This is a genomic window from Streptomyces sp. NPDC057136, from assembly GCF_042670885.1.
Lineage (GTDB): Bacteria > Actinomycetota > Actinomycetes > Streptomycetales > Streptomycetaceae > Streptomyces.
Window position 1 is genome coordinate 84850 of record NZ_JBHUUV010000027.1, and the last position, 23913, is coordinate 108762.

Consider the following 23913-nt stretch of genomic DNA (forward strand, 5'->3'; position numbering starts at 1 on the left):
TGAGCCTAAGCCCCGGAGTTCGCGCTCGTAATGCAGGGTTGTTGCGCATCGGCGGATGATCATTGCGCATTTGCGACACAGGCAGGGAATCATTGCGCCCCGCCGCACGAATCGACACATTGGGGGCCGACGCCGCAGACATGATCAGTCGACGCGGTCTGAGCGCCACGAGCATCAGGGAGATGGCCAAGCACGCCAAGGCACCGCTCGGCTCGACGTACCACTACTTCCCCGAGGGCAAGCAGCAGTTGGCCACGGAAGCGGTCCGGTACACACACTCACCTCGGGGCGGTGGTGCCGGTGACCACGTCGACGGCGTGGCGGCGGTGCGCGGCGAAGGGGTCGAGCGCGGTGTCGGTGTCGCGGGCGCGCAGCGCGGCGACGAGTTCGCGGTGCTCGCGTGGGATGCAGTCGACCTCCTGGGCGAGGAGGGCAAGGGCATGCGGATCGCGCTGGGCGTGACCTGCCGGCTTCCACCCCACGTATCGATCGGAGGTACACCGATGACCGCCTCCGCACCGAACTGGCCGACGACTTCCCGGCCCTGGACAACCCCGCGTACGACCGGCGCGACCACCGCACCGCAGCCAAGCAAGAAGTCCACGACCTGCTGCGGAAGGTCTTCCACGCCCGTGACTACCCCTGGTGGGAGCAACGACGCACGGCTTTCAACGCACCCTGGGCCCCCGTGATCATCCACCCCGCCGCAGCTCGCATGAGCAAAGATCTCCCTTGTCTCGTGGGGAAGTTGATATGTGGTGCAGTGTGGGGATGATCGCCGCGCAGGACAGCGAGGGCTGCCGTCAGCGCCGCTCCAGGCGGAGGGTGGAGGCGCGGGCCCGGTCGGTCAGGACGTGCTCGACGATGCTCGTGTAGCGCCCGTACTTGTCGCGATAAGCGGCGTCCACATCTGCGTACTCGCCGGGGTCGGCCTCGCGGAAGGTCACCTCCTGCTGCACGCCGCCTGCCTCGATACGGCCCTGGTGACGGGACTGCATTGCCCGGTACCAGGGCCCGTCGGGGCCCTTGACCGAACGTACGTAGACGTGGTCACCTGCGCGGACCACCCACATGGTGACGGGGTCGCGCAGAGTGCCGTCGGCGCGTTCGGACTGCAGGTCCAGTTCTTCGGCTGCTCCGATCTGCTCCAGATCCGAGCCCTTCCAGGTCGTCATGGTCTTTCCTTCCGAGCGGAGGGGTTTCGCCGGGGCCCGCACCCACTGTCACCCCGGGCCACGTGGGCGGCCGGCGGGGGCGCGCCCAGGTCAGGCGGTCAGGCGCCGCTTGGCGAGCCCGGCGACGATCTCCGGGTCGTGGTGGTCGAAGAACAAGGAGTTTCCGGTGTCCAGAGTGGCGATTGCGGCCATCTGGGCGTCGGTGAGCTCGAAGTCGAAGATGTCGATGTTCTCGGCCATGCGCTCGGCACGTACCGACTTGGGGATGGCGACGACGCCGCGCTGGGTCAGCCAGCGCAGCACCACCTGCGCCACGGACTTGCCGTGCTGTTCACCGATCCCGCTCAGCAGCGGGTGCGTGAACAGGTGGTTCCTGCCTTCGGCGAACCCGCCCCACGACTGGATCTGGACCCCGTGCGCACGCATGAGTTCCTGGTCGGTGGTGCGCTGGAAGAACGGGTGGGTCTCGATCTGGTTGACCGCGGGCGTGACGTCGTTGTTGACGATGAGGTCGACCAGCCGGTCGGCGTAGAAGTTGGCGACGCCGATGGCCTTGGCACGGCCCTCTCGGTAGGCGTCCTTCATGCCGCGCCACTGCGCGTACACGTCGCCGTAGGGCTGGTGCATCAAGTAGAGGTCGAGATGGTCGAGGCCGAGCTTGTCCAGCGATGCATCGAGGGCGCGCTTGGTGTTCTCCTGCGCGGGCGCGTCCTGGACCCACAGTTTCGTGGTGACGAACAGTTCCTCGCGCGGGATGCCGCTGTTCTTGATGGCCCGGCCGACGGCTTTCTCGTTCCCGTACGCGGCCGCCGTGTCGAGCAGTCGGTAGCCGGCCGCGAGGGCGTCGGTAACGGCCTGTTCGGTCTCCTCGGGCGGGATCTGGTAGACGCCGAAGCCGAGGATCGGCATGTCGATACCGGTGTTCAGGGTGACGGTCTGCATGGGGTTCCTTGACGTCGAATCGGCAGGTGAAGCGGGTGCGGGGGGCTCAGCGCTCGAGTGCCTGCCGGGCGCCTTCCGCGTGGGTCTCTCCGGCCGCCGGGGGCAGGCTGCTGAGCTTCGCGAGCTGCTCGTCGGTCAGCCGGATGCCGTCGGCGGCGGTGTTCTCCTCGACCCGGTGGACACGCTTGGTGCCGGGGATGGGCGCGATGTCGTCACCCTGGGCAAGGAGCCAGGCCAGGGCGACCTGGGCCGGCGTGGCACCGGCCTCGGCGGCGACGGCCTGGACCTCGTCGGCGATACGCAGGTTGTGCTGGAAGTTCTCGCCGATGAAGCGCGGATTGCCGTGCCGGAAGTCGCCTTCCTTGAAGTCGTCGGTGGAGCGGATCGTGCCGGTGAGGAAGCCGTGACCGAGTGGTGAGAAGGGCACCAGGCCGATGTTCAGTTCGCGCAGCACCGGCAGTGCCCGCTCCTCCAGGCCGCGGGTCCACAGCGAGTACTCCGACTGGACCGCGGTGACGGGCTGGACGGCGTGGGCGCGGCGGATGGTGTCCGGTCCGGCCTCGGACAGGCCGAACGCACGGACTTTGCCCTCGGCGATCAGTTCGGCCACGGCGCCGGCGGTCTCCTCGATGGGTGTGTTCGGGTCGACGCGGTGCTGGTAGTACAGGTCGATGTGGTCGGTGGCAAGGCGCTTCAGCGAGCCCTCGACGGCGGTGCGGATGTTGGCCGGGCTGCTGTCGAGGCTCCACGCTCCGGCACCCTTGTGCGAGACGAGGCCGAACTTCGTCGCCAGTACCACCTGGTCACGTCGGCCCTTCAGGGCGCGTCCGACGAGTTCCTCGTTGGCGTAGGGGCCGTAGATTTCGGCGGTGTCGATCAAGGTGACGCCCAGCTCCAGCGCCCGATGGATCGTGCGTAGGGACTCCGCCTCGTCGGTTCCGGAGTCGGTGTAGCCGTGGGACATGCCCATCGCGCCCAGCCCGATACGGGAAACCTCCAGGTCACGCAGTTTGATGTGTTTCATCGTGGTTCTCCTCTCCTGGTCATTTCCCGCCATGGACACGGGTCGCGCAACCTCAGTTCCCGGCACCCCGCCCGGCCGCTGCGGGCGAGGCGCGTTGTCCGTGGGCGGGTGGCTGCAGCAGGAAGCCGGGCACCAGGGGGCGGGCACGAAGGGGCCTACGCCTGCTCGGACGATTCCTGAGTACGCCATCCACACTGCCGCCGCGCGCGTTCATGAGGAAGGCCGAGCTGTGCCGCTGAGTGGCCAGCCACGGTGTGACAGGTCCCCCTCGAGGCTGCCGCCCAGGTCACGGCGGTGTGAGACTGGAGTCATGGCACCCGAGCAGCACAGCGGCACCGAGCTGGGGCGCTTCCTGCGTGCCCGCCGCACTCAGACCAGCCCCGAACAGGCCGGCCTCGCCACCGGCCCCGGGGTCCGCCGCACCCCCGGCCTGCGCCGCGAAGAACTGGCCACCCTGTCCGGAGTCAGCATCGACTACTACGCCCGCCTGGAGCGCGGCAAGGAAACCCGGCCCAGTCCCGAGGTGGTCGATGCCCTTGCCCGTGCGCTGCGCCTGGGCGACGACGAGCACCAGCACCTGCGCGAGCTCGCGGCCCGCGCCGCTCGCTACGCCCCCGAACCGCCCCCCACGCCCAGCCGCACGGTGCGCCCGCACATCAAACAGCTGCTGGAGACGATGCGGCCCCACCCCGCCTACGTGGTCAGCCGCAGCATGGACCTGCTCGCGTGGAACCCCGGTGGCCTCGCCCTGTACGCCGGGATCGGCGACTGGCCGGTCAAGCAGCGCAACCTGGCCCGCTACCTGTTCCTCCACCCCGCCGCCCGCGAGGTGTTCACCGACTGGGACAACCAGATCCGCGGCTGCGTCGCCCGCCTGCGAGCCCTGGCCGGAACCGACCCCGACGCCCCCGACCTGACCACCCTGGTCGGCGAACTCCTGCTCAAGAGCCCCGACTTCGCCGGGCTCTGGGAGCGCTACGACGTCACGGGACGCAAGTACGCGACCAAGACCTTCCACCACCCGACGGTCGGCGACCTCACCCTCGGCTTCCAGGCCATGCAGCTCGAAGGCACACCTGGGCAACGTCTGGGCGTGTACATCGCCGAGCCCGGCACACCCGACTACGACGCCATGCTCTTGCTCGACCTCACCGCTCCCCATAATCCGAGAGAAGAGGCCGCCCCACGTCGCCAGTGACAGCGGGCCGGGCAGCGCTGCTCACCGCGCACGCGGCGACCAGTAACGGCGCGGCCGTGCTGCACGCCGAGCCGCTTCGGTCGGGACCCGGATCTCCGCGGCGGGGTCCTGTGACGCGATGACGAGAACTTCACAGCCCTGTCCCGATCACGTACCGCCCGGAGTCCGGCCGAAAGTCGACGTTAGTCTGTCGGCGCTGAAGACGTCCGAGGAATGTCGTCTCAGCTGGACGAAAGCGGGGGAACAGGCATGGGTACAGGCATGGGTACAGGCGATGGTCGATCGGTGTCGCGCAGACAGATACTCAGGCTGGCCGGGACAGGGCTGGGGCTCGCCGTCATAGGAGCCGGAGTCGTGGGGTGCGGTCCCGAGGATACGGCTGACAAGCCGGTCGGCAGCGCGAAGCCCGACGCGGGCAAGACCGGTGACGACTTCACCACGCCGCCTCCGGGCACCGCGCCCGAGCCGCTGTGGCAGGCGGACACCGCAAACGACAATCTGGCCGGAATCCAGGCCCTCGCTGTGGTCGGGGACGTAGTCCTGGTGTCGGGCGACCCACTCGTGGGACGGGATGTCGTCAGCGGCAAGGAGAAGTGGTCGCGGGCGGGAATCACCACCCCCGGGGCCCGACTCATCATCGGAGGCGGAACGCTCTACCTTTCCAGCGCCGAGTACGACGGCGACGTCGTGGGTCTCGATCCGGCCACCGGCAAGGAGACCTGGCGCAGTCGCCTGGGCAAGTCGTACCAGCAGCCGCGCCCGATGGCGGCCGACGACCGTCACGTATACGTGCTCGCCGGCATCCTGGAGAAGGACTTCTCGACGCCGACCAACGTGATTGCCGCGATCGACACGACCACCGGCAAGGTGGCCTGGAGCGAGAAGCGCGACGCGGGCACCGAGGAGTACGGCATCACCGCGTCGGTCGTGGACACGCGGCTTGTGTACACGGATTACCGGAAGAACTTGACCGTCCGTGACACGACGACGGGCCGGCAGGTGTGGACGAAGAAGATCGGCAAGTCCAACTACCGTCGCTTCGCCGTCCACGAGGATCTGGTGATCGTGGCGGACGGGCAGCGGCTGCGGGCGTTCGACCTGGCATCGGGCAAGGAACGCTGGTCCCTTGCGACGGAGGAGTTCAGCCTGTTCAAGGACCCGCAGGTGGTGGACGGGGTGCTCTACGCGTCCGACAGCGTGCGTGGCCTGTGGGCGGTGAACCCCGCCACGGGGAAGCAGATCTGGCACAACGAGGACCTGCTGGAGTCGGCCGCGCAGGCATGGCAGTTCACCAAGGTGGGCGGCACCCTGTACGGCGCGACCGAGTTCGACGACGAGGGAGGCGTGCATGCCTTCGACACGGCGACCGGGAAGCTGCGCTGGACGTACAACGACAAGACCGGCGACATTCAACAGTGGTACGTCGTGGTGGCGGGCAAGCGGCTCACCGTGATGCACGGGAAGCGGCTGTACGCACTGCCCGCGGTGTGACGTGACGACCTCGCCGAGCGCCGGATTCTCCACGGATACGCGATCTGGGTTCCACCCGCGCAGACTCCGCCGACGCTCGGCGAGGCACGCCACCCACCTCCAGGCCTGAACGTCCGCTGCCATGTCACCGCGGCAGCTACCTTCCTCGACTGGCCGACCAGCAACGGAATGACGCTCGACACCATCCGATGGACCGGCACCACCACCATGGTGCTGCTGAATGCCGGAGTTGCCCCAGCTCTTCCGGGGCCGGCGGGTACGGTCTTTGCTGACGAGGACATCAGCGCCTGAGTCCATCCTTGTGGCAGACGACATGTCGGCTACCGCAAATGCGCGCTCCGTACACGATCCTGTGTCAGGTGGTCCGTCGCTGCCCTGTGCTGAGGAAGCGTGCGACGGCGAAGTCGAGGACGCCGCCGAACTCGGCCGGGGTGGTGATCCGGGGACATTCGGTAAGGACCTTGTCGTCGGTCAGCGCGTCGAGGTCGGCCCAGCCGCCTCGGTACAGGACGAGGTGCAACTCGGTCCAACCGTCGGTGCCCAGGATGCGTACGCCGATCGAATCCGGGTGGGCGACGAGGGTTCGGTCGGTCTCCAGCCGCTGAGGCCAAGGCGTGGACTCGTCCCGCCAAGTGATCGGCCTGGGACTGAGTCCGGACGCAGCCCAGGCGGGAAGGCGTGCAGCAGCGTCGTGACTCCTGGGACCGTTCAAGCACCACGTTGGGGCGACGTTGTTCTGAGAGCCTGGTGCAACCACTCACTGAGAGTCTCGTAGTCGGCGTCGGTGAGCCCGTGCCGGGGGTCGACGCGGTGGAGCAGGGCTTGTCCTTGATGGTGGGCGGATACCCAGGCCCGATCGGCGCCGGTGATTTCATCATCCACCCAGGCGAATGAGCGCCCTGCCGCCCATTCCACAAGGGCGCGGGTTTTCCAGTGCACCCCGTCCCGGTCGGCTTGTTCATCGGCGTTGGACGGCTCCGGCCAGATCACCACGGGCAGTTGCGGCAGGCCGATCTGCGGGGAGACGGAGTCGTTCGCATCATGCATCCATGTCGTGGCCCAGACCAGATCGCAGGGCAGCGCCATCAGCCGTGGACCATGCTCGGGGTTGATCCTGGCCAGAAGCGGATTCGAGGTCGCCATCCCGACTTCGTGACCGGTCTCATAGGTCGGGTAGCCATCCGGATACTCCTGCCGTGACGCGCCGAAGGGAATGAGTGGTCCATCGACGTCGAGGAAGAGCAGCGGACGTAGTGCAGAGCCGGTCACGCCTGCACGATAGCTGCTCTGCAGCCCTCGTCCACAGCGCTGTTTCGTCCGGCTGTTGCTCGACGCATCTGCCGCGGCCGGCAGCGACTGCTCAGCCCCGTTGACGAGCCGCTCCCCACGGTCGAGATCGCGCGCCGCCTCCGAGTCACCCCGAGTGCCGTATCCCAGCACCTGCGCGTGCTGTACGCCACCGGCCTCGTCACCCGGGCTCGTGACGGACGGCAGGTCCTGTACCGCCGCAGCTCCCTCGGCGACCAACTGTTCAACTGACCGGCCGACGCCGGCCCGCTCGACGGGGGGACGGAGACGCCACCGACCCGCCTGTGCGGGCGAGGTCAGCCGCCGCCGGTGACGCTCGGCAACTCGACAATCAGTGCGTTGGCAAGGGCAGCCAGGCCGTCGCCACGGCCGATCCAGCCCAGCCCCTCGGGGGTGGCGGCACCGATGAACACAGGGGCGCCGAGCGCAGCCGTGAGGATCTTCTGGGCCTCCACGCGGCGGGGGCCCAGCTTGGGGCGCTCTCCGATCAGTTGCACCGACACATTGCCGATCTCGAATCCGGCGCCCCTGACCAGCCGGGCAGTCTCAGCCAGCAGCACGGTCGGAGCAGCCCCCTCCCATTCAGGGGCGGAGGTGTCGAAATGGGTGCCCAGGTCGCCGAGATCCGCAGCTGTCAGCAACGCGTTGCATGCGGCATGAACGACGACATCACCATCGGGCTCGCCTGCCAGGCCCATCGGCTCGTCCGGCCAGTCCAGTCCGGCGAGACGCAATGGCCGCCCCACCATGAACGGATGGATGTCCACCCCGGTCCCGATCCGAGGCAGTTGACAGGGAGCAGGCGGTGCATCACCAAGCGGCGTTGTCATGGAACGAAGATCTCCTTCAAGACGGCGTATCCGCCGATGATGCCCGATCGCCGCTCCTAGGGCCTGATCCAAACGAGAGGCCCTAGATCCCTGAAGTCGCTTGCCGGTGCGAGAGGGTGATCCGGCGCTGGACCGGGTCGATGTCCAGGATCTTGACCAGGAGAGCGTCACCAACCTGGACGCCGAGCTGAGGGCTGTCCGGATGTCCGTCGGTCAGTTCGGAGTTGTGCACCAGTCCCTCGAAGCCGTTCTCCACCTCTTCAATGCGTACGAACACGCCGAACGGCACGAGCTTGGTGACGCAGCCGGCGATCGTCTGGCCGATCCGCCCGGTCAGCATTGGCATCGGATCCTCGTGCAGGGCTTTGAGAGACATCGATACGCGTTCACGGCTGTGGTCGATGTCGAGAATTTCGGCGTTGATCTCCTGACCGATGGAGAGCACGTCGGAGGGGTGGTTGATGTGACGCCATGACAACTCGGGGATATTGATCAGCGCGTCGAAGCCGCCGATGTCCACGAAGACACCGAAGTTGGCGATACAGGTCACCGTGCCGGTGACGATCTCACCGCGGTGAAGGGTCTTGAGGAAGGCCCAGCGCCGTTCGTTCGGGGTCGGCTCGGTCTGCCAGCGAGCCCGTAGGACGCCGTCGTTGTCGGGCATGACAGCGGTGAACAGCGGAATACGTTCATCCGAATCAACGGGCAGGAGCGCGGCGGCGGGGGCACTGGACATTCGGGCGGTCAACTCCGGGAACCCGTCCTCATCGGCGATGGCGCTGTGGATCCCGCCGTCCTCGTCCTGCCAGACGCCTTCGACGAGGCCTTCGGTGGGGAGGTCTCCCAGGACGGCATCGACGTCGCAGGACAGGGGAGGCCATACAGCCAGGCGGGCCCGGGGAGCCAGGCCCGTGCGAACCGTGTCGACGGTGTCGCGGGTGAGATGGTGCCAGCGTGAGGCGTTTTGGAGGTGGCTCTCCTCCAGGATTCCGGCGCCGCCGTTGCCGACTGCCTGGCGCAGGTACGCCCAGAAGTCATCGTCACCAGGCCGCTGGACGCCTTCCTTCTCGGCCTCGAAGGCGTACGGGGAGGCATCCAGGCGTTCCGGGAACAGCCCGAGCTTGCGGGTCCGCGCCAGTGCCTCCACGCAGGGCCGGCTGCTGCTGATGTAGAGGTACTGGTCCCATCCCACGTGGACCGCGAAGATGTTCTCCGCCTCCAGTCGGCACCAGGCGCCGTTGTCGCGCAGCATGGCCCGCACCAGTTCCAGCGCGATACCGAGCGGCACCTCAGCCCCGTCGTGAAAGCCGGTCGGACCGGACAGGAAGAGCCCGTCCAGCCCGAAACCGTCCACCGGAGCCTCGATGCCGAAGTGCGCGAAGGACGGAACCGCCGGTTCGCGTACGGCAAGGTGGTCGATGCCGGTGTCCCCGGCGAATGCCGCGACCGCCTGAAGATACGCCGCCTCGACCTCGCCGTGGTCGCTGAGGACATCCTCGGAGCCGGTGTAGTGCCCGTGTTCGTCACGATCGGCGGGGTCATACTTGGTGACGCGGTAGACGTAGGGGAACTGCATGTTTCTATCTTCCGGCACAGCCTCCGCCCGAGGCAACGGCGGTGAGGAGCACCCCGGTTGTGCCGATCAATGCTCAGTACCTGTGGATCGGCGTCGGGGAGACACGCGTGCTCACGGAAGTCAACGTTGACGGTATCGCGTCCGTCAACGCACCCCACCTCGTCGGGCGTACCGAGGCGGTGGCCGCATGAGCCGACCCGTGCACGGCACGCTGCATCACATCGAGCTCTGGGTGCCGGACCTCCACCGCGCACTCGCCTCGCTCGGCCGGCTGCTCGCGGAGCTGGGATACGCCCCGTTCCAGAGCTGGGACGGCGGCCGCAGCTGGCGGCTGGGGCCGACCTACCTGGTCATCGAGCAGTCCCCGGCGCTGACCGCCGATGAGTACGACCGCCGCCGCCCAGGACTGAACCATGTGGCCTTCCACGTCGAAGACGCAGGCACCGTCGAGAAGTTGGCTGCCGGCGCCGTTCAGTACGGCTGGCACTTGTTGTTCCCCGAGCGGCATCCGTATGCCGGCGGCCGACAGCACTACGCCGCCTATCTGGAGAACGACGACGGCTTCGAGGTCGAACTCGTCGCGATCGAGTCACCCGAGCGAAACGGCGATCAACCGATCCACAGGTCTTGACGAGCTGCGTCACGAGAACGCGTCAAGGGCCGAGGAAGCCGCCCGGCCGACCGATGCCACGCAACAAAGTGTCGACCACGAGGGTTGCCAGTTCATCGACGTCGTCGGCTTCGTCCGAGCGATTCTGGGCGGCCTCGTGAATGAGGGCGTAATAGACGCGGCGAGCCCACGCCAGGTCGGCGTCAGGGCGTAGCACCCCGGCTTCCAGTGCACGCTGGAACAGGCGGTCGCACTGAGCGAGCACCTCCGTGTGTGCTCGTGCCACGTCGGGGTCCTCCGGTGTGGTCCTGCTCATGGCGAACCCCCACCCGATCTTGACCCGGAGGACGTTGGCGGTCGCTTGGTAGAGGGCAACCAGTGGGGGAGCGCTGTCGGGATGGGCGCTCGTCACGGCTTCGTGGAACTCCCGCGTTGCCCAGGCTGTCAGAGCGTCCACCAGCGCCTCACGACTGGTGAACCGGCGGTGCACCGTCGTCCGGGCGACGCCCGCCGCCTCCGCGATCTGCTCCATGGTGGCTGCCGGATTGGAGCTGAGGACACGCTCGGCAGCTTCCAGGATTGCCCTCACGGTCCGCTCCGCGTCCGCGCGCAGTGGCCGCTGCTGACTCTTCCGATCCACAAGGCTCCCTCTCCCTGACTGTCCGAGGAGACTACGGGACAGTTGCCATTCATCGGCTACTTGCAACACTGGTGTTGCAAGTTCTAAGGTTTGCGCATCGAATAAGTCTCATCTACGGGTAGGGGTGCTCCATGGACATGCAGTTGGCGAACAAGACCGCTGTCGTGACCGGCGCGAGCCGGGGCATCGGCTTGGCCATCGTCTCCACACTGGTGAGTGAGGGGATGCGGGTGGTGGCCGCGGCACGGACGATCACATCGGAGCTCAAGGCCACCGGGGCGATCGGCGTGTCCGTGGATCTTTCACAAGCCGACGGCCCTGCCCGGCTCGTCGCACAGGCCGAAGCCGAGCTCGGCGGGCTGGATCTCCTGGTCAACAATGTCGGCGGTGGCGACGCGGGGGAGGGACAGACCGGCGGCTTCCTCACCTTCAGCGACCAGCAGTGGTGCGACGCGTTCGACCTGAATTTCCTCGCCTCGGTCCGCACGACCCGGGCCGCGCTGCCCCACCTCACCAACAGTCGTGGCGCCATCGTCAACATCTCCTCCAACGGGGCCAGGACCCCGCATGCGGGCCCTATCGCCTACACCACCGCCAAGGCTGCACTGACCGCGTTCGGCAAGGCGCTGGCCGAGGAGTTCGGCCCCCAGGGGGTACGCGTCAACACCGTCTCGCCCGGGCCCGTCCGCACGGACATGTGGGAAAGCCCCGACGGCTACGGAGCCGAGCTGGCCAAGTCGATGGGCCTGGAACAGGAACAGCTCCTCGCCCATCTCCCGACCGCCATGGGCATGGTCACCGGCAGGCTCGTAAGCCCAGACGAGGTCGCCGCCCTCGTCGCCTACCTCGCCTCGCCCCTCGCCGGCAGCACCACCGGGGCGGACCACATCATCGACGGAGGCGCGATAAAGACGGTGTGACCACTCGTGCGGTGCCGCCCCGATCCCGCATGCGCCCCGAGGTGCCGGTGGTATCAGGCACTGGTGTGCAGGTGGGCTGCCATGTGCTGACGAGCCTGGGGTGGCGATCACGCAATGCGCGGACGGCCTCGTCCAGCTGCGTGTCCACAGCGGTCGCAGCGGTGCTGCAGGCGGAGGGATAGGCGAAGCGGCTCTGCGCGAGGACGAGGGTGTTGAGGAGCTTCACAGTCATGGCGGCGGTGGCGTGGTCGGTGAGCAGCAGGGTGCTGTGCGACGGATCCGCCGGATGACAGACGAGGCGTACGCCAACCGTTTGCTCACGCTGGTCGTTGTCGTGCTGGCGAGTGTCACAGCACTATGCGTGCCGGCGGCTCCGCTCCTGGTGCACATGATGTCGCCAGACATCGCCTCCGACCCTGAACGTATGGCTGTCACCGTGACGTTCGCCCGGTACTGCCTGCCCACCCTGTTCTTCCTGGGCGCACATGTGGTGCTCGGACAGATCCTCAACGCCCGAGGCCGCTTCGGCGCGATGATGTGGACCCCGGTTCTCAATAATGTCGTGATCATCGCCTCGTTCGGTGGTTTCATCTGGGCGTTCGGTGGCTTCACCGCATCCGGCGTCGAGCCCTCGACCGTCACGCCTAAGGCGTACGGCTCCTGGGGCTCGGCACCCTGCTCGGCCTCACCGTGCAGGCGCTTGCCATGCTCCCGTACCTGCGCGACGCCGGTTTCACGCCGCGTTTGCGCTTCACGGCCTTGGCAAGGCCATAGGCCTGGCCAAGTGGACGCTCCTCTTCGTGCCGGCCAACCAGCTCGGCATGATCGTCGTCACTCAGCTCGCCACGAAGGCGGGTTCCCTCGCCGAACTGTCCGGGTATACGGGCTCCGGTATCACCGCCTACAACTACGCGCTGCTGCTGTGGCAGATGCCCCAAGTCGTCATCACCGTGTCGGTGATGACCGCGGTACTGCCCCGGATCTCCCGCTCGGCCCAGGACGACGACATGGCGGCCATCCGGAACGACATCTCCTACGGCCTGCGGACCTCTGCTGTCGCCATCGTGCCCTGCGCCTTCGCGTTCCTGGCGCTGGGGGTACCGATGGCCATGCTGCTCTACGCCGGGTCCGGCGTGGACGGTGCCCGCGGCATCGGCTTCGTCCTGATGGCCTTCGGCCTGGGGCGGGGCCTCCCCGGTGGCAGGTCCCCTGTCCGTAGCCCTTCCAAGGCCGCCCGGGCGGCGGCCGCCGCATGGGCTCCGGTGGCGATCTGCCGGGTGATCAGGCGGTTCGTCAGCCGCAGCAGCAGTGCCCATCGGCCGGTGGCCCACAGCAGACCGGCCACGGTCTCGTCCGGCAGCTCGGGCAGTTCCCAGGTGAGAACCGACCGGGCCTGCTCGGGGGACATCTCGTCCACCCGAAGCCGCTCCGCGCCGTCCGGCAGGAGGTCCGGCACCCGTGTGGTCACCAGCCGCACGCAGTTCCGGCCACCCCGCAGGAAGGGTGCCAGCTGTTCGGGCTCCCACACATCGTTCAGCACGAGCAGGGTTCGTGGCCGCCGTTCCAGCAGCCGCCCCAGATGTTCACCGGCCCGGTCCGGGTCCTCGAAGGCGGTGGTGTCCCCGGTGATGAAGGCCGTTGCCTCCGCCACCTTGGCCGCGATCGCCGACCTTCCCCGTACGTCCCGGCCAATGGTGACCGCATAGACCCGGCCCAGGCCCCGGAACCGGCGCCGTACTCGCCGTTGTGCGCAGACAAGCGTGGCGAGCGTGGTCTTGCCGAAGCCGCCCGCACCCTCCAGGGCGGTGGTGATGACCACCGCCTCGGCCCTGCGTCCGCACACGGCGGCCACGGCCAGGCGGCTCTCCGCGCGGTCCACCACCCAGGCCGGGACGGTGGGCGCGCCGGGTGGGGGCGGGTCCTGAGCGGACGCCGAGGGGCCGCCACTGATCAGCGCCGCGATCACGGACAGCACCACGGCCCCGGCGCCGAGCGCGCCCACCCAGGGCCAGGGGTCGGCCCGGAGTACAACGAGGATGCCCGGCCAACGGTCTTGCGCGGTCGCGGCGTTGGCTTCGAGTGAAGCCAGCACCGCGACTGCGGCGGTCAGCGCGGCCGCCAGGCATACTGCCGCCGTCTTCACTGCGCGCCGCATGTCCCACCCCCTGACGCAGGAGGCTGCCGCTTGCGATGCACTGCGCACGGCGTACTCCCGGCGGGAGCCTGGGCGTTGACGGCACCGTGTCGGGCGGGCCGCCCCTGGTGCGTAGTCGGCTCGTCGGCGATTGCTGTGCCGTGATGGTGAGAGCGCTTGCTGCGGGGCGGGTTCCAGGAGGTTCTCAGGTGCTCCGGGTACAGGTCTCTTCGTGGTTCGGATGCGGTGCGGGGCGCCGAACCTCGGTCGAGGTTGCGTGCAGAGCCCGGCGGCAAGCCTCTGACGTGCTACCTCGACGTCCGGTCTTGATCGCGAACGACAACAGCCTTGGAGATCACGAGAGTTGGCCATTTCGGAAAGCGGCAGGAGCCTTGCCAGCCCAATAGGGCCGGCCCTATGCTGCGCGACAGAAAGCGCTTTCCCCTGCATTGCCGTGAATCGATACACGAGCCGCTATCGATCAGGCACGGGTGGGCGCAGTTCGACAGTTCGACCGGATCATATCGAAGCGCCCTCAGGTATGAGGGCAACCAGGACCTGCTCAGCGAAACGTCGGCAGCCTCAAGGGGCGCCTGACATGCCCATGGCATGAAGCACCAATACCCGACATGCGAAGAGGAATGGGGAGACCAGAATGAGACGACCATTCGTACTCCGACTCAGTGCGGCGCTGGCCACGTTGGCCGTTGCGGCCGTGGGTGGAGTGGTTCTTTCGACGCCCGAGGCGTCGGCAGCGACCGGCATACCCACCGGCTACGCGACCCAGAACGGTGGGACCACCGGCGGTGCGGGTGGGCAGACGGTGCGGGCCTCCACGGGGACCGCGATCCATGCGGCTCTGTGCGGCCGGGCCAGTAGCAGCACCCCGATCACCATCGAGGTCGAGGGGACCATCAACCACGGCAACACCACCAAGGTGTCGGGCACCAGCTGCAACACTGCCGACGGTGTGATCGAGCTCAAGCAGATCAGCAACGTCACGCTCGTCGGTGTCGGCAGCGGAGCGGTCTTCGACCAACTGGGCATCCACATCCGCGAGTCCAGCAACATCATCATCCAGAACGTGACCGTCCGGAACGTCAAGAAGTCCGGCTCGCCCACGTCCAACGGTGGGGACGCCATCGGCATGGAGAGCGACGTCCGCAACGTCTGGGTCGATCACGCCAGCCTCGAAGCGTCGGGCGGGGAGTCGGAGGGGTACGACGGCCTCTTCGACATGAAGGACAACACCCAGTACGTGACCCTGTCCTACAGCACTCTGCGCAACTCCGGCCGCGGTGGCCTCGTCGGGTCCAGTGAGACCGAACTCTCGAACGGCTTCATCACGTACCACCACAACCTGTACGAGAACATCGACTCCCGTGCGCCCCTGCTGCGTGGCGGAATAGCCCACATGTACAACAACTACTACGTGAAGCTCAATGAGTCCGGCATCAACTCCCGTGCCGGGGCCCGCGCCAAGGTGGACAACAACTACTTCAAGGACTCCAAGGACGTCCTGGGCACCTTCTACACCGACGCTGCCGGTTACTGGCAGGTCAGCGGCAACACGTTCGACAACGTGACCTGGTCCAGCCCCGGCAGCGAGAACAACCCTGCCGGTCCCAACCCGCAGTCCAACACCACTGTGAACATCCCGTACGCCTACAGCCTCGATGACGCGAGCTGTGTGCCGGCCATCGTGGGTCAGACGGCAGGTGCCAACAAGGGGCTGCAGGTGTCGGACGGCAACTGCTCGCCGCAGACGCCGACACCGACTCCGACGCCCACCAACCCCACTCCGGACCCGACCGAGCCCACCCCCGGACCGACCCAGCCCAGCGGGACCAACCTCAGCACAGGGGCCGGCTCCGACGGCTCCAGCAAGGCCGACGGGACGAGCTACGGCAACGTGCGCGACGGTGACATGAGCACCTACTGGTCGCCGGCCGGCGCGACCGGTTCCGTCTCGGTCAAGTGGGGCTCGGCCACCGCCGTGTCCTCGGTCAACATCCGTGAGGCGGCAGGCTCCACGGGCAGCATCGGGTCCTGGAAGGTCATCAACGCCGACACAGGCGCGGTCCTGACCACCGGCAGTGGGGCAGGCGTCATCACCTTCCCCCGGACCTCACTGAGCAAGGTCACCTTCGAGATCACCAGCTCGACCGGTACCCCGAAGGTCGCCGAGTTCGAGACGTACGCCGGATAGCGGCTCGGGGGCCGTCGGAAGCGACGGCCCCCGTTCGCGGGCTCACGGTGCTCGCGCGGGGTGCGGCGGCGCGCTGCGTGAGCACCTGAACGTCACGTAACAGACGTCACCGGGCCGCGCGACTACACCGAGTCAAGCGTTCTGATCGAGTGGGTCATGAGTTACTGAGCGTGATGCCGGGGGTTTTGGAGCCGGCGGTCTGCCGCAGGAACTCCGGCATGTGTTTCTGCTGTACGGCGGTGACGGCGCGCACCATCAAGGCGCCGGCCACGGCCGTACCGACGACGGCGGCGTCGACGAACAACAGCGGTGAGACGTCCGTGTAGGCGCGGGCGATGACGGTGTCCGCAGTTTCGGCGTGCAGCAGGCCCGTCCCGGTCAGGGTGCCGACCAGCCAGAGGCCCCACCACCAGTTCACGGCATGCGGCAGGCGTTCGTCGGGGGCGCTCGCGCGGTGGATGTCCGCGATGATTCCGCGGGGGACCCAGAGGTTGGCGATGGGGACGACCCAGCCGGCGTACACCCATGGCCAGGCGTAGCGGTGGTGCTGTCCCGAGAGGGTACGCGCGTTGTCGCGTACGCTCCACAGCCAGGCCAGGAAGGCGATCGCGCAGAGCGCTGTGGCCACTCCCGCGAGGGAGCTTACGAGGTGGTAGGCGTTCTCCAGTGCGTTCAGTGGGCGGTGACGGCCGCCGCCCTGCTCCGGCGGCCCGGACGGCGGCTGTCCGGCCGCGGCGAGTCGGATGTGCCACATAGCCAAGGCCGCCCAGGCCGCTCCGGCGAGGGCGAGGGCGGCGACGGCGACGTGGGCCACTCCCTGGACGGGGCGCAGGGCAGGCGGTTTTGCGGGATCGTTCATGCGGTCATCCTGTCCTACGTGTCCTACGTGTCCAACGGGGGAATCGGCTGGACTGCGTCACCCAGAGTTGTACCCGCGGTGGCGCGGGACGCTACTCGGGGATGGTGACCAGGACGCGTCGGCGCGCGCCCGCGTCGACCCGGTCGTGGGCCTGGGCGATCCGATCGAGCGGGTAGTGGTCGCCGACGCCCGTCGTGAGGGCACCGACGGCTGCGGCCGCCGTTAGGTCACGAGCCGCCTGTTGCTTGGCGGCTACGGGGAAGTCGTCGCTGCCGAGCAGGCGCAGAGTGACGTTCTTGAACAGCAAGGGCCAGAACGGGAGGTGCGGCCGGTCGTCACACGTGGCGTAGGCGGCGATGACCGCGTCATCGGCGACGACGGAGGCATCGAGGTCGGCGTTGTCGGACAGGGCCACCTCGATGACGCGCTGCACACCGGGGGGTGCGTACGCCAGGATGTCCTTCGCGGGATCGTCCTGGTCGAGGGAGACCGCGTGGGACACCACGCCGGGGTCGACGAGCGCCAGGTCATGTCCGCGCCGGACGGTGGCGACGACGGTGGCCCCGCCCCAGTGGGCGAGCTGCGCGGCGAGCGCACCGACACCGCCGAGGACGCCGTGCACCAACACGGTGCGGCCGTCGACCGGGCCGTCACCGAACACGGCGCGGTGCGCGGTGATTCCGGGAATACCCAGGCTGGCCCCGAGGTCGTCGCTGAGGTGATCGGGCAGGTCAACGGCCTGAAGGGCGGGCACGACGGTGTACTGGGCAGCCGTTCCGGAAGGCCGGTAGGACTGGGCGCCGTACACCCATACCCGCTGACCGATACGCCGCGTGTCGACGCCGGCGCCCACGGCGTCGATCACACCGGCGGCGTCGCTGTGCGGGACCACACGCGGGTACGGCATGGACGAGCCGAGCCAGCCGCGTCGCTTCTTGGTGTCACCGGGGCTGACGCCCGAGACGCTGATCCGAACGCGCACCTCGCCGTCGCCGGGCCGGGGGTCGGGCATCTCGCCGACGTGCAGCACATCGGCGGCCGGCCCCTGTTCGTCGTACCAGGACGCAAGCATGCGAATCTCCCCGATCGTCCGGATGGTGCTCGTCGAGCGTATGCCGCACGTGCCGGGTACGCGCGGCCGGAAGAGGTTGACCGGAAAGCGACGCACCACGCCAGGTTCATTAGGGCTCTAGGCGTACGTAGCTCTGTCGGTCCCCTTTGAAGGAGAACCGTGCGTTCGAGAAGTAAGCTGTCGGTTCTGGCCGCCGTATGCGTGAGCGCCCTGGCGGTCGGTGGTCTCGCCACACCCGCGACGGCGGACGGCACGTACGACCCCATCGCGGACAACTGCAACGCCGCGAGCGGATCTGGATCTTCTCCGGCGGCGGCAGCTTCACCAATGAGGGCGACGGCGGCTGGGGCAATTGGGCCTTCTACGGCCTGTGGGACCGTAACGGCTCCACCGTGAACTTCCGCCCCACCGACGTGCCGACGGTCCCAGCGGTGCCCAAGGGCGAGACGCCGTTCCCCGGCGACACACCCATCACACCGGGGGTACCCGCCAACCCCGGCCCCCGTCCCGGCTACCGCACCGACACGGCGGCGACCACACCCGCCGGCTCCGGCCGGCCGCCGGTGGGGTTCCCGTGAACCTGAAGACCGTCAACAACCTGGGAGCCGTCGCGGCGAACGCCGCCTCCGGTTCGACAGTCGTCGCCGGAAAGCTGGGCGCCGCGAACGCGCAGTGGACCTTCAAGGAGACGGACGGCGGCCGCTACGAGATCACCAACGGCCTGGGGCCGGACCTTACCGAGAACAAGAGCACCTACTTCGCGAACATCAGTACCTGGAAGGGGAGTTCGTTGCAGAAGTGGGAGGTGGTCAACGTCGGGGGCGACGCGTACCAGATCAGGATCAGTGATCAGGACTGCCTGACCTACAACGAGGACTACAAGAAGCTCAGGGTGTGGACGTGCGACGGATCCGAGGCCCAGCGGTGGACGATCGCCCGCTGAGCGGCGCGCGCGACACACCTCGCTTGTCCGACGACGACCTGTCAGCGCAGATCGAGCCGCATCAGGACCCGGGGGTGACCGGCCAGCACCGAGGTGGTGTCGGCGGCGTGGGTGAACCCGGCGCGTTCGAAGTTCTTCCGGATTCCTGCGTACGCCATCGTCATGTCGACCTTGGCGTCGCCGTTGTCCAGGGGGTACGCCTCGATCGCCGGTGCGCCGTGGGCCCGGGCGAAGTCGACCGCACCGGCGATGAGGGCGTGCGAGATCCCCTGCTTGCGATGACCGGGGCGTACACGGATGCACCACAGCGACCAGACGGGCAGGTCGTCGACGTGCGGGATCTTGCGGTTGCGTGCGAAGGAGGTGTCCGCGCGCGGTGCCACGGCGGCCCAGCCGACCGGCTCGTCACCGTCGTAGGCGAGCACTCCGGGCGGGGGTTGCGTACGGCACGGCTCGGCGACGTACTCACCTCGGGCCGGCCCGCGAAGCTCGTTGTTGAGCCTGGACGGGATGCGGTGGCTAAGACACCAGCAGACGTTGGCGCCGGGCGACTTCGGGCCGACCAGCGTACGGACGTCCCCGAAGACCGAAGCCGGGCGCACCTCGATGGTCATGCCCCCCACGATGCCACGGCGTACGGTGCGACGCCGCTCGATCAGAACAGCGGACGCTCAGAGGTGCTTGGCGTCGAAGGCCGACCGGCCGGATCACACACCGGTTCGTAGCGCTCGCGGAGTTCGCCGCGCCCGCGCCCTCTTCCGGCAGGCCGGTGTCCCCGCCCGGCCGCCTTCCCGGAACAGCGCACCCTTCCCCTGATGGTCCACGGGGGATCCGCCGCCGTTCATCTGCGCTGACCAGGATCACCGTGGGCACGTGGAGCATCGGTACCGCCTGCCCGTCACCTTGCGGCGATCAGGAAGGGCGGCTGCTGATGAGGCCGGCAGAGCGGCGAAGACCATGGAGTGGCGTATCCGGCCGGCAACGGCTGGTGGGAGCGGCACTCGCCGCCCTGCTACTCGTCGGTGGGAACCTGACGACGGCGAACGCCGACGCCGGGGCGGAAGAGCCCCCGCGAGGACACAGCGCGTCGCCGGACACCGACAGCACGGCTCTCCCCACCCTCACCCCGGGAGACGGGGCATACATGGAGGGTACGGAGGAGGTCCGCGCCACGCCGACGATGGCCGGTGACTCCGTGACAGCACTCGCCGTCGACGGCACGGCGATCGATGCCGAGCTGACGCACGGCGTGTCCCGCCTCACCTTCGACGTCGGGTCGAACTCGACGGAGGCCCGCTACCGCAACCACGTGCTGGTCAACGGTGATTACCGGGCAGACATCGGCAACCTCGTCAACGAGCGCGGCACGATCGACATCCCGAACCAGCACCTGGTCAAGGGCGAGAACAGGATCGAGATCCTCGCCGGCACGGTCGAGAGCTCGTGCGGCACCAACTACGACGACTTCGTGCTCTCCGACATCCGCCTGGAACTGCTCGGCGAGGTCGCGGACGGTGAGGAGAACGACTACACGTATGCCTTCGGCGACGGCAGTTGCGGATCCAACACCTCGCTGCGGAAGCGGGCGGAGCTCAGCTTCTTCGCCCTCGGCGACCCGAAGGGCACGACCGGCCTCCGGGCCGACCTCGACACCACCCGCCTCGGCAACGGTGAGCACGTCCTGAGCGCGAAGACCACCTCGGGCAAGACCGTCAAGAGCGCCGTCACGGTGAACAACGCCCCGGCGGGAGCCCCGCGCATCCTGCCCAAGGACGGCACGCTGACCGCCGGCCGGCAGTCGGTGTTCGCCGGTCGGCCGGCGGGCTCGGAGGAAGGCGTCGAGTCACTGACGGTGGACGGTGAAGCACCCGTCACGTTCCCGCGCCTCGGCAACGACGCGGCGACGTTCTCCTTCGACGTCGGGTCGAACTCGATCGACGACAAGTACGACAATCACCTGCTGGTCAACGGCAAGCGCATCGACCTCGGCGGCACCTGGGTGAGCCAGCGAGTCGACATAGCGATCCCGGCGCGCCACCTGGTGCCCGGGGACAACACGATCACGGTCGTCACCAGCCCCTACAAGGAGAGTTGCGGCAACAACCGCGACGACTTCGACATAGCGAAGCCCGCCCTCACCCTCGACGGCGCGACCGTCACGGGCCGGGACATCGCCGACTCGTACGCCATGGGCGACGGCGCCTGCGGGACCAGCGACACCCGACTCCGGGAAGCAGCCCTGCACTTCGCGGTCGATGCCCCGGCCGTCGCCGTCTCCGAGACGCTCGGAACCGGCAACGCGACCCTCGGCTTCGCCGTCGGCAGCAACTCGATCGACACCAACTACCGTAACAAGATCGTGGTCAACGGCCAGGAACTGCCGCTCGACAGCGACTTCGTCAGCGAGCACGTCGACCTGGCCTTCTCCAACGAGTGGCTCGTTCCCGGCTGGAACACGGTCGACTTCGTGACCGGCACCTACGCGACGGCGTGCGGCGACAACCGCGATGACTTCAGCCTCTCGGGCATCACGCTCACCCCCACCGCAGGCACCGCCACCGGCCGTATGGTCAAGGGCTCGTACGCCATGGGCGACGGCGACTGCGGCAGCAACGTCAACCCGCTGACCGAGATCGACCTCGAGTTCTTCGTCGACGGTCCGGCGGAGGGACTGCGCTCCGACCTCGACACCACGAAGATCGACGACGGCAGCCACACCCTGGCCGCGACCTCGAAGTCCGGCACGACCGCGACCCGCACCCTGGTCACCGACAACGCGGCGCCCCGGGTGGCCGGCAGCACCCCCGCCGCGGCTCAGCGGCTCACCGCTTCGGTCGTCCTCGACGTCCGGGTCGAGGACGCCTCCGGTGTGGTGGACGGCCCGGACGTGAAGCTCGACGGCCGACCGGTCGAACTCGGCGCCTCCGTGGGCCCCGGCCTGTCCGCCGGTGAGCACACCCTGTCGGTGTCCGCCACCGACGGCCTGGGCAACACAGGGGTCCGCGAGGTGACGTTCACCTCCGCGGGCATCCCGGACGCCCCCGCCGACCTCGCCCCGAAGTCCGGCACGACCGACGCGGGCGGCAGCGTCGAACTGTCCGCGAAGGTGGCCGAGCCCGACGGCGGAAAGGTGCGCGCCACCTTCTCCGAGGCCGAGATCCTCACCCCCAACCAGGTGTACGAGGGCTCGGCCACGTCCGTCCCCACAACGCTCCGGGTCGCGGGCGAGAAGAAGGTGAAGGCCGTCGGCCTCGCACCTGCCGACGGCATGACACTCGATGCGCCGACCGCCGAGGACGTCACGTTCCAGCGGTTCGACGTACAGGTGAAGGGCCACGTCGACGAGCCGGTCCTGCGCTGGGAGGGCGTCATCGACCCCGAGCGCCTTGCCGCACTGCGCGTGTGGAACACCGGGGCGAAGCAATGGGACGTCCTGACCAGCGCCCGCGGCGCCGCCGAGGGCAACACGGTCCTGACCGCCTCCGTCGACCGGACGTACATCGACGGGCAGCAGGTCCACGTCATGCTGACCGGCGAGGACCCGTTCGCCGACGACATCGAGGCGGGCGACCCGAACGCGTTCGCCGACCCGGGCTCGTACGACTTCTCGATCGTCCACCACACCGATACGCAGTACCTCTCCGAGGGTGCGGTGGAACAGGAGACGGCCGAGGAACGCGCGGTCTGGGAGAAGGCGTACGGCGACGTCACCCGCTGGGCCGCGGCCAACAAGGACGACCGCAAGATCGCCTACGTCGCCCACACCGGCGACATCATCGAGAACAACATCCGCAAACCCACCACGGAGGCCGCCCAGCAGCAGGTCGTCGGTGAGATGGAGGTGTCCTCGAAGCAGCAGAAGATCCTGGACGACGCGGGCGTCCCGAACGGTGTGATCGCGGGCAACCACGACAACCAGTCGGGCACCGAGAACGGCCCCTCTGCCATCTACAACCAGTACTACGGGCCCGAGCGTTACCAGACGGCGGCCCAGGGCTGGAAGCACGCGGAGTACGGCGGTCCGTGGCGCGAGGGCGACAACCAGAACCACTACGACCTGTTCTCCGCAGGCGGCGTCGACTTCGTCGTCGTCGGCCTGTCCTACTCGGTGACGCGTGAGGAAGCCGAATGGGCCGACGCCGTGTTCAAGCGCTACCCCGGCCGCAACGGCATCCTGCTCTCGCACGACTACCTCGCGCCGAGCGGCAACCCCGATGGACGCGGCGCCGCGTTCTCCGCGCCCGACGGGTCGATGCTGTACAAGAAGGTCGTCCAGAACAACCCGAACGTCTTCCTGATCCTCGCCGGTCATGAGCACGGCGTGGGTACGAACGTGAAGCCGCGCGTCGGCGAGGTCGCCCACGATGTCGTCGAACTGCTCGCGGACTACCAGTTCTACACGGTGTCGGCGGACCGGCTCGGGCTGACCGAGATCGGTGGCTATCAGCCCGACGAGCAGCTGCGGTTCGGTGCGAGCTTCTTCCGGATGCTCCAGTTCGACGTCGACCGGTCCGAGCTGACCGTGGACACCTACTCGCCGCTTCTCGACGAGTTCGGTGCCACGGAGTACGACACTGACCACCGTTACGACGGCACCGAGGACAACATGGTCCTCCCCGTCGACCTCACCACCCGTACGACCGCCTTCAAGACCGACTCGATGGCGCTCTACAACCCCGTGAGCATCATCGGCAGGACCACGGTCGACTCCGGCACGACCGCTTCGGTGAGCTGGAAGGGACTCAGGCCCGGTACGGCCCACGCCTGGTTCGTCACGGCCCGCTCACCCGGCGGCGGCGTGACCGCCTCCGAGCCGAGCGTCTTCGTGACGAAGCAAGCCGACGGCCGCCCCGGTACCTGGGGACCGCACGTACCCGCCTACCAGTGGTTCGCGCACCCCTCCGAGCAGTAGCGAACGGCGCTCCCGCCGCCTGCGCCCGCTACCTGCGCCCGCCGCCCCGGACCGAGAAAGGTCCGGGGCC

At 68.2% G+C, this 23913-nt stretch carries 23 protein-coding genes and 3 pseudogenes; 13 read left to right on the top strand and 13 right to left on the bottom strand.

What is annotated here, in order from left to right:
* Positions 1-140: 140 nt before the first annotated feature.
* Positions 141-275, top strand: a pseudogene (locus ACFT7S_RS27430) (TetR family transcriptional regulator); the annotation flags it as partial.
* Between the two features lie 3 nt (positions 276-278).
* Here the strand turns inward: ACFT7S_RS27430 and ACFT7S_RS27435 are convergent.
* The 4 genes from ACFT7S_RS27435 to ACFT7S_RS27450 all read right to left on the bottom strand — a co-directional run bounded on the left by ACFT7S_RS27435 (position 279) and on the right by ACFT7S_RS27450 (position 3141).
* Positions 279-482, bottom strand: coding sequence for a hypothetical protein (locus ACFT7S_RS27435; RefSeq protein WP_382736360.1), 204 nt, complete (start codon positions 480-482; stop codon positions 279-281).
* A gap of 321 nt (positions 483-803) precedes the next feature.
* A complete protein-coding gene (locus ACFT7S_RS27440) occupies positions 804-1175 on the bottom strand; it encodes a DUF2255 family protein (RefSeq protein ID WP_382736311.1) in 372 nt (123 codons plus the stop codon).
* A 90-nt stretch (positions 1176-1265) separates the two neighbouring features.
* Positions 1266-2117, bottom strand: a complete 852-nt coding sequence (locus ACFT7S_RS27445; RefSeq protein WP_382736312.1) for an aldo/keto reductase — start codon at positions 2115-2117, stop codon at positions 1266-1268.
* A gap of 46 nt (positions 2118-2163) precedes the next feature.
* Positions 2164-3141: an aldo/keto reductase gene (locus ACFT7S_RS27450; protein WP_382736314.1), complete on the bottom strand. Its 978-nt coding sequence runs from the start codon at positions 3139-3141 to the stop codon at positions 2164-2166.
* 310 nt (positions 3142-3451) lie between these two features.
* Between ACFT7S_RS27450 and ACFT7S_RS27455 the strand changes: the two genes are divergently transcribed.
* From ACFT7S_RS27455 to ACFT7S_RS27465, 3 genes are all read left to right on the top strand, one after another.
* Entirely contained in the window at positions 3452-4339 is an 888-nt protein-coding gene (locus ACFT7S_RS27455; protein WP_382736316.1) for a helix-turn-helix transcriptional regulator, read from the top strand.
* Between the two features lie 249 nt (positions 4340-4588).
* The gene (locus ACFT7S_RS27460; RefSeq protein ID WP_382736318.1) at positions 4589-5830 is read left to right on the top strand and encodes a PQQ-binding-like beta-propeller repeat protein; all 1242 of its coding nucleotides are present in this window, start codon (positions 4589-4591) and stop codon (positions 5828-5830) included.
* A gap of 168 nt (positions 5831-5998) precedes the next feature.
* Positions 5999-6121 (top strand): hypothetical protein, encoded by a 123-nt coding sequence (locus ACFT7S_RS27465; RefSeq protein ID WP_382736320.1) that lies wholly within the window; start codon positions 5999-6001, stop codon positions 6119-6121.
* A 64-nt stretch (positions 6122-6185) separates the two neighbouring features.
* On the opposite strand, the gene ACFT7S_RS27470 is transcribed toward ACFT7S_RS27465, so the two are convergent.
* Together ACFT7S_RS27470 and ACFT7S_RS27475 are read right to left on the bottom strand one after the other, a co-directional pair.
* Positions 6186-6350 carry a hypothetical protein gene (locus ACFT7S_RS27470; protein WP_382736322.1) on the bottom strand — a complete coding sequence of 55 codons (165 nt, stop codon included), beginning with the start codon at positions 6348-6350 and terminating at the stop codon, positions 6186-6188.
* Between the two features lie 188 nt (positions 6351-6538).
* On the bottom strand, positions 6539-7099 hold the full coding sequence (locus ACFT7S_RS27475) for an HAD domain-containing protein (RefSeq protein WP_382736356.1): 561 nt from the start codon (positions 7097-7099) through the stop codon (positions 6539-6541).
* A gap of 78 nt (positions 7100-7177) precedes the next feature.
* Here ACFT7S_RS27475 and ACFT7S_RS27480 point away from each other — a divergent pair.
* A pseudogene (locus tag ACFT7S_RS27480) lies at positions 7178-7369 on the top strand (ArsR/SmtB family transcription factor); the annotation flags it as partial.
* Between the two features lie 65 nt (positions 7370-7434).
* Here the strand turns inward: ACFT7S_RS27480 and ispF are convergent.
* Together ispF and ACFT7S_RS27490 are read right to left on the bottom strand one after the other, a co-directional pair.
* Positions 7435-7968 (bottom strand): 2-C-methyl-D-erythritol 2,4-cyclodiphosphate synthase, encoded by a 534-nt coding sequence (gene ispF / locus ACFT7S_RS27485; RefSeq protein WP_382736323.1) that lies wholly within the window; start codon positions 7966-7968, stop codon positions 7435-7437.
* 82 nt (positions 7969-8050) lie between these two features.
* Positions 8051-9544, bottom strand: coding sequence for a S1 RNA-binding domain-containing protein (locus ACFT7S_RS27490; RefSeq protein WP_382736325.1), 1494 nt, complete (start codon positions 9542-9544; stop codon positions 8051-8053).
* Between the two features lie 59 nt (positions 9545-9603).
* On the opposite strand from ACFT7S_RS27490, the gene ACFT7S_RS27495 reads away from it, so the two are divergent.
* Together ACFT7S_RS27495 and ACFT7S_RS27500 are read left to right on the top strand one after the other, a co-directional pair.
* Positions 9604-9735: a hypothetical protein gene (locus ACFT7S_RS27495; protein ID WP_382736327.1), complete on the top strand. Its 132-nt coding sequence runs from the start codon at positions 9604-9606 to the stop codon at positions 9733-9735.
* Positions 9732-10175: a VOC family protein gene (locus ACFT7S_RS27500; RefSeq protein ID WP_382736329.1), complete on the top strand. Its 444-nt coding sequence runs from the start codon at positions 9732-9734 to the stop codon at positions 10173-10175. The genes ACFT7S_RS27495 and ACFT7S_RS27500 overlap by 4 nt, the downstream gene beginning before the upstream one ends.
* A gap of 22 nt (positions 10176-10197) precedes the next feature.
* On the opposite strand, the gene ACFT7S_RS27505 is transcribed toward ACFT7S_RS27500, so the two are convergent.
* The gene (locus ACFT7S_RS27505; RefSeq protein ID WP_382736331.1) at positions 10198-10794 is read right to left on the bottom strand and encodes a TetR/AcrR family transcriptional regulator; all 597 of its coding nucleotides are present in this window, start codon (positions 10792-10794) and stop codon (positions 10198-10200) included.
* 131 nt (positions 10795-10925) lie between these two features.
* Between ACFT7S_RS27505 and ACFT7S_RS27510 the strand changes: the two genes are divergently transcribed.
* Entirely contained in the window at positions 10926-11714 is a 789-nt protein-coding gene (locus tag ACFT7S_RS27510; RefSeq protein WP_382736333.1) for an SDR family NAD(P)-dependent oxidoreductase, read from the top strand.
* Between the two features lie 295 nt (positions 11715-12009).
* A pseudogene (locus ACFT7S_RS27515) lies at positions 12010-12898 on the top strand (lipid II flippase MurJ); the annotation flags it as partial.
* Here the strand turns inward: ACFT7S_RS27515 and ACFT7S_RS27520 are convergent.
* Positions 12832-14298, bottom strand: a complete 1467-nt coding sequence (locus tag ACFT7S_RS27520) for an NB-ARC domain-containing protein (RefSeq protein ID WP_382736358.1) — start codon at positions 14296-14298, stop codon at positions 12832-12834. The pseudogene ACFT7S_RS27515 and the gene ACFT7S_RS27520 overlap by 67 nt on opposite strands.
* Positions 14299-14503: 205 nt before the next feature.
* On the opposite strand from ACFT7S_RS27520, the gene ACFT7S_RS27525 reads away from it, so the two are divergent.
* Positions 14504-16057: a polysaccharide lyase family 1 protein gene (locus ACFT7S_RS27525; protein WP_382736335.1), complete on the top strand. Its 1554-nt coding sequence runs from the start codon at positions 14504-14506 to the stop codon at positions 16055-16057.
* Positions 16058-16211: 154 nt separating this feature from the next.
* Here ACFT7S_RS27525 and ACFT7S_RS27530 read toward each other — a convergent pair whose 3' ends face one another.
* The gene (locus tag ACFT7S_RS27530; RefSeq protein WP_382736337.1) at positions 16212-16916 is read right to left on the bottom strand and encodes a DUF4328 domain-containing protein; all 705 of its coding nucleotides are present in this window, start codon (positions 16914-16916) and stop codon (positions 16212-16214) included.
* Between the two features lie 91 nt (positions 16917-17007).
* A complete protein-coding gene (locus ACFT7S_RS27535; protein ID WP_382736339.1) occupies positions 17008-17988 on the bottom strand; it encodes an NADPH:quinone reductase in 981 nt (326 codons plus the stop codon).
* 197 nt (positions 17989-18185) lie between these two features.
* Here ACFT7S_RS27535 and ACFT7S_RS27540 point away from each other — a divergent pair, with 197 nt between their 5' ends.
* Together ACFT7S_RS27540 and ACFT7S_RS27545 are read left to right on the top strand one after the other, a co-directional pair.
* Positions 18186-18566, top strand: a complete 381-nt coding sequence (locus ACFT7S_RS27540) for a hypothetical protein (protein WP_382736340.1) — start codon at positions 18186-18188, stop codon at positions 18564-18566.
* Positions 18563-18931 (top strand): RICIN domain-containing protein, encoded by a 369-nt coding sequence (locus ACFT7S_RS27545; RefSeq protein WP_382736342.1) that lies wholly within the window; start codon positions 18563-18565, stop codon positions 18929-18931. Before ACFT7S_RS27540 ends, ACFT7S_RS27545 begins: the two co-directional genes overlap by 4 nt.
* A gap of 41 nt (positions 18932-18972) precedes the next feature.
* On the opposite strand, the gene ACFT7S_RS27550 is transcribed toward ACFT7S_RS27545, so the two are convergent.
* Positions 18973-19545 (bottom strand): GNAT family N-acetyltransferase, encoded by a 573-nt coding sequence (locus tag ACFT7S_RS27550; protein ID WP_382736344.1) that lies wholly within the window; start codon positions 19543-19545, stop codon positions 18973-18975.
* A gap of 530 nt (positions 19546-20075) precedes the next feature.
* Here ACFT7S_RS27550 and ACFT7S_RS27555 point away from each other — a divergent pair.
* Positions 20076-23843 carry a metallophosphoesterase gene (locus ACFT7S_RS27555; protein WP_382736346.1) on the top strand — a complete coding sequence of 1256 codons (3768 nt, stop codon included), beginning with the start codon at positions 20076-20078 and terminating at the stop codon, positions 23841-23843.
* The last annotated feature ends 70 nt before the right edge of the window (positions 23844-23913 follow it).

What these genes read in the sequence shown, in the direction of transcription:
- ACFT7S_RS27445 (WP_382736312.1), bottom strand. Translation starts at nt 2,117, where the DNA reads ATGCAGACCGTCACCCTGAACACCGGTATCGACATGCCGATCCTCGGC.
- ACFT7S_RS27460 (WP_382736318.1), top strand. Translation starts at nt 4,589, where the DNA reads ATGGGTACAGGCATGGGTACAGGCGATGGTCGATCGGTGTCGCGCAGA.
- ACFT7S_RS27465 (WP_382736320.1), top strand. Translation starts at nt 5,999, where the DNA reads ATGACGCTCGACACCATCCGATGGACCGGCACCACCACCATGGTGCTG.
- ACFT7S_RS27555 (WP_382736346.1), top strand. Translation starts at nt 20,076, where the DNA reads ATGGAGGGTACGGAGGAGGTCCGCGCCACGCCGACGATGGCCGGTGAC.
- ACFT7S_RS27535 (WP_382736339.1), bottom strand. Translation starts at nt 17,988, where the DNA reads ATGCTTGCGTCCTGGTACGACGAACAGGGGCCGGCCGCCGATGTGCTG.
- ACFT7S_RS27490 (WP_382736325.1), bottom strand. Translation starts at nt 9,544, where the DNA reads ATGCAGTTCCCCTACGTCTACCGCGTCACCAAGTATGACCCCGCCGAT.
- ACFT7S_RS27520 (WP_382736358.1), bottom strand. Translation starts at nt 14,298, where the DNA reads ATGCAGGGGAAAGCGCTTTCTGTCGCGCAGCATAGGGCCGGCCCTATT.
- ACFT7S_RS27525 (WP_382736335.1), top strand. Translation starts at nt 14,504, where the DNA reads ATGAGACGACCATTCGTACTCCGACTCAGTGCGGCGCTGGCCACGTTG.
- ACFT7S_RS27530 (WP_382736337.1), bottom strand. Translation starts at nt 16,916, where the DNA reads ATGAACGATCCCGCAAAACCGCCTGCCCTGCGCCCCGTCCAGGGAGTG.
- ACFT7S_RS27440 (WP_382736311.1), bottom strand. Translation starts at nt 1,175, where the DNA reads ATGACGACCTGGAAGGGCTCGGATCTGGAGCAGATCGGAGCAGCCGAA.
- ACFT7S_RS27540 (WP_382736340.1), top strand. Translation starts at nt 18,186, where the DNA reads ATGCGTGAGCGCCCTGGCGGTCGGTGGTCTCGCCACACCCGCGACGGC.
- ACFT7S_RS27550 (WP_382736344.1), bottom strand. Translation starts at nt 19,545, where the DNA reads ATGACCATCGAGGTGCGCCCGGCTTCGGTCTTCGGGGACGTCCGTACG.
- ACFT7S_RS27510 (WP_382736333.1), top strand. Translation starts at nt 10,926, where the DNA reads ATGGACATGCAGTTGGCGAACAAGACCGCTGTCGTGACCGGCGCGAGC.
- ACFT7S_RS27500 (WP_382736329.1), top strand. Translation starts at nt 9,732, where the DNA reads ATGAGCCGACCCGTGCACGGCACGCTGCATCACATCGAGCTCTGGGTG.
- ispF (WP_382736323.1), bottom strand. Translation starts at nt 7,968, where the DNA reads ATGACAACGCCGCTTGGTGATGCACCGCCTGCTCCCTGTCAACTGCCT.
- ACFT7S_RS27450 (WP_382736314.1), bottom strand. Translation starts at nt 3,141, where the DNA reads ATGAAACACATCAAACTGCGTGACCTGGAGGTTTCCCGTATCGGGCTG.
- ACFT7S_RS27455 (WP_382736316.1), top strand. Translation starts at nt 3,452, where the DNA reads ATGGCACCCGAGCAGCACAGCGGCACCGAGCTGGGGCGCTTCCTGCGT.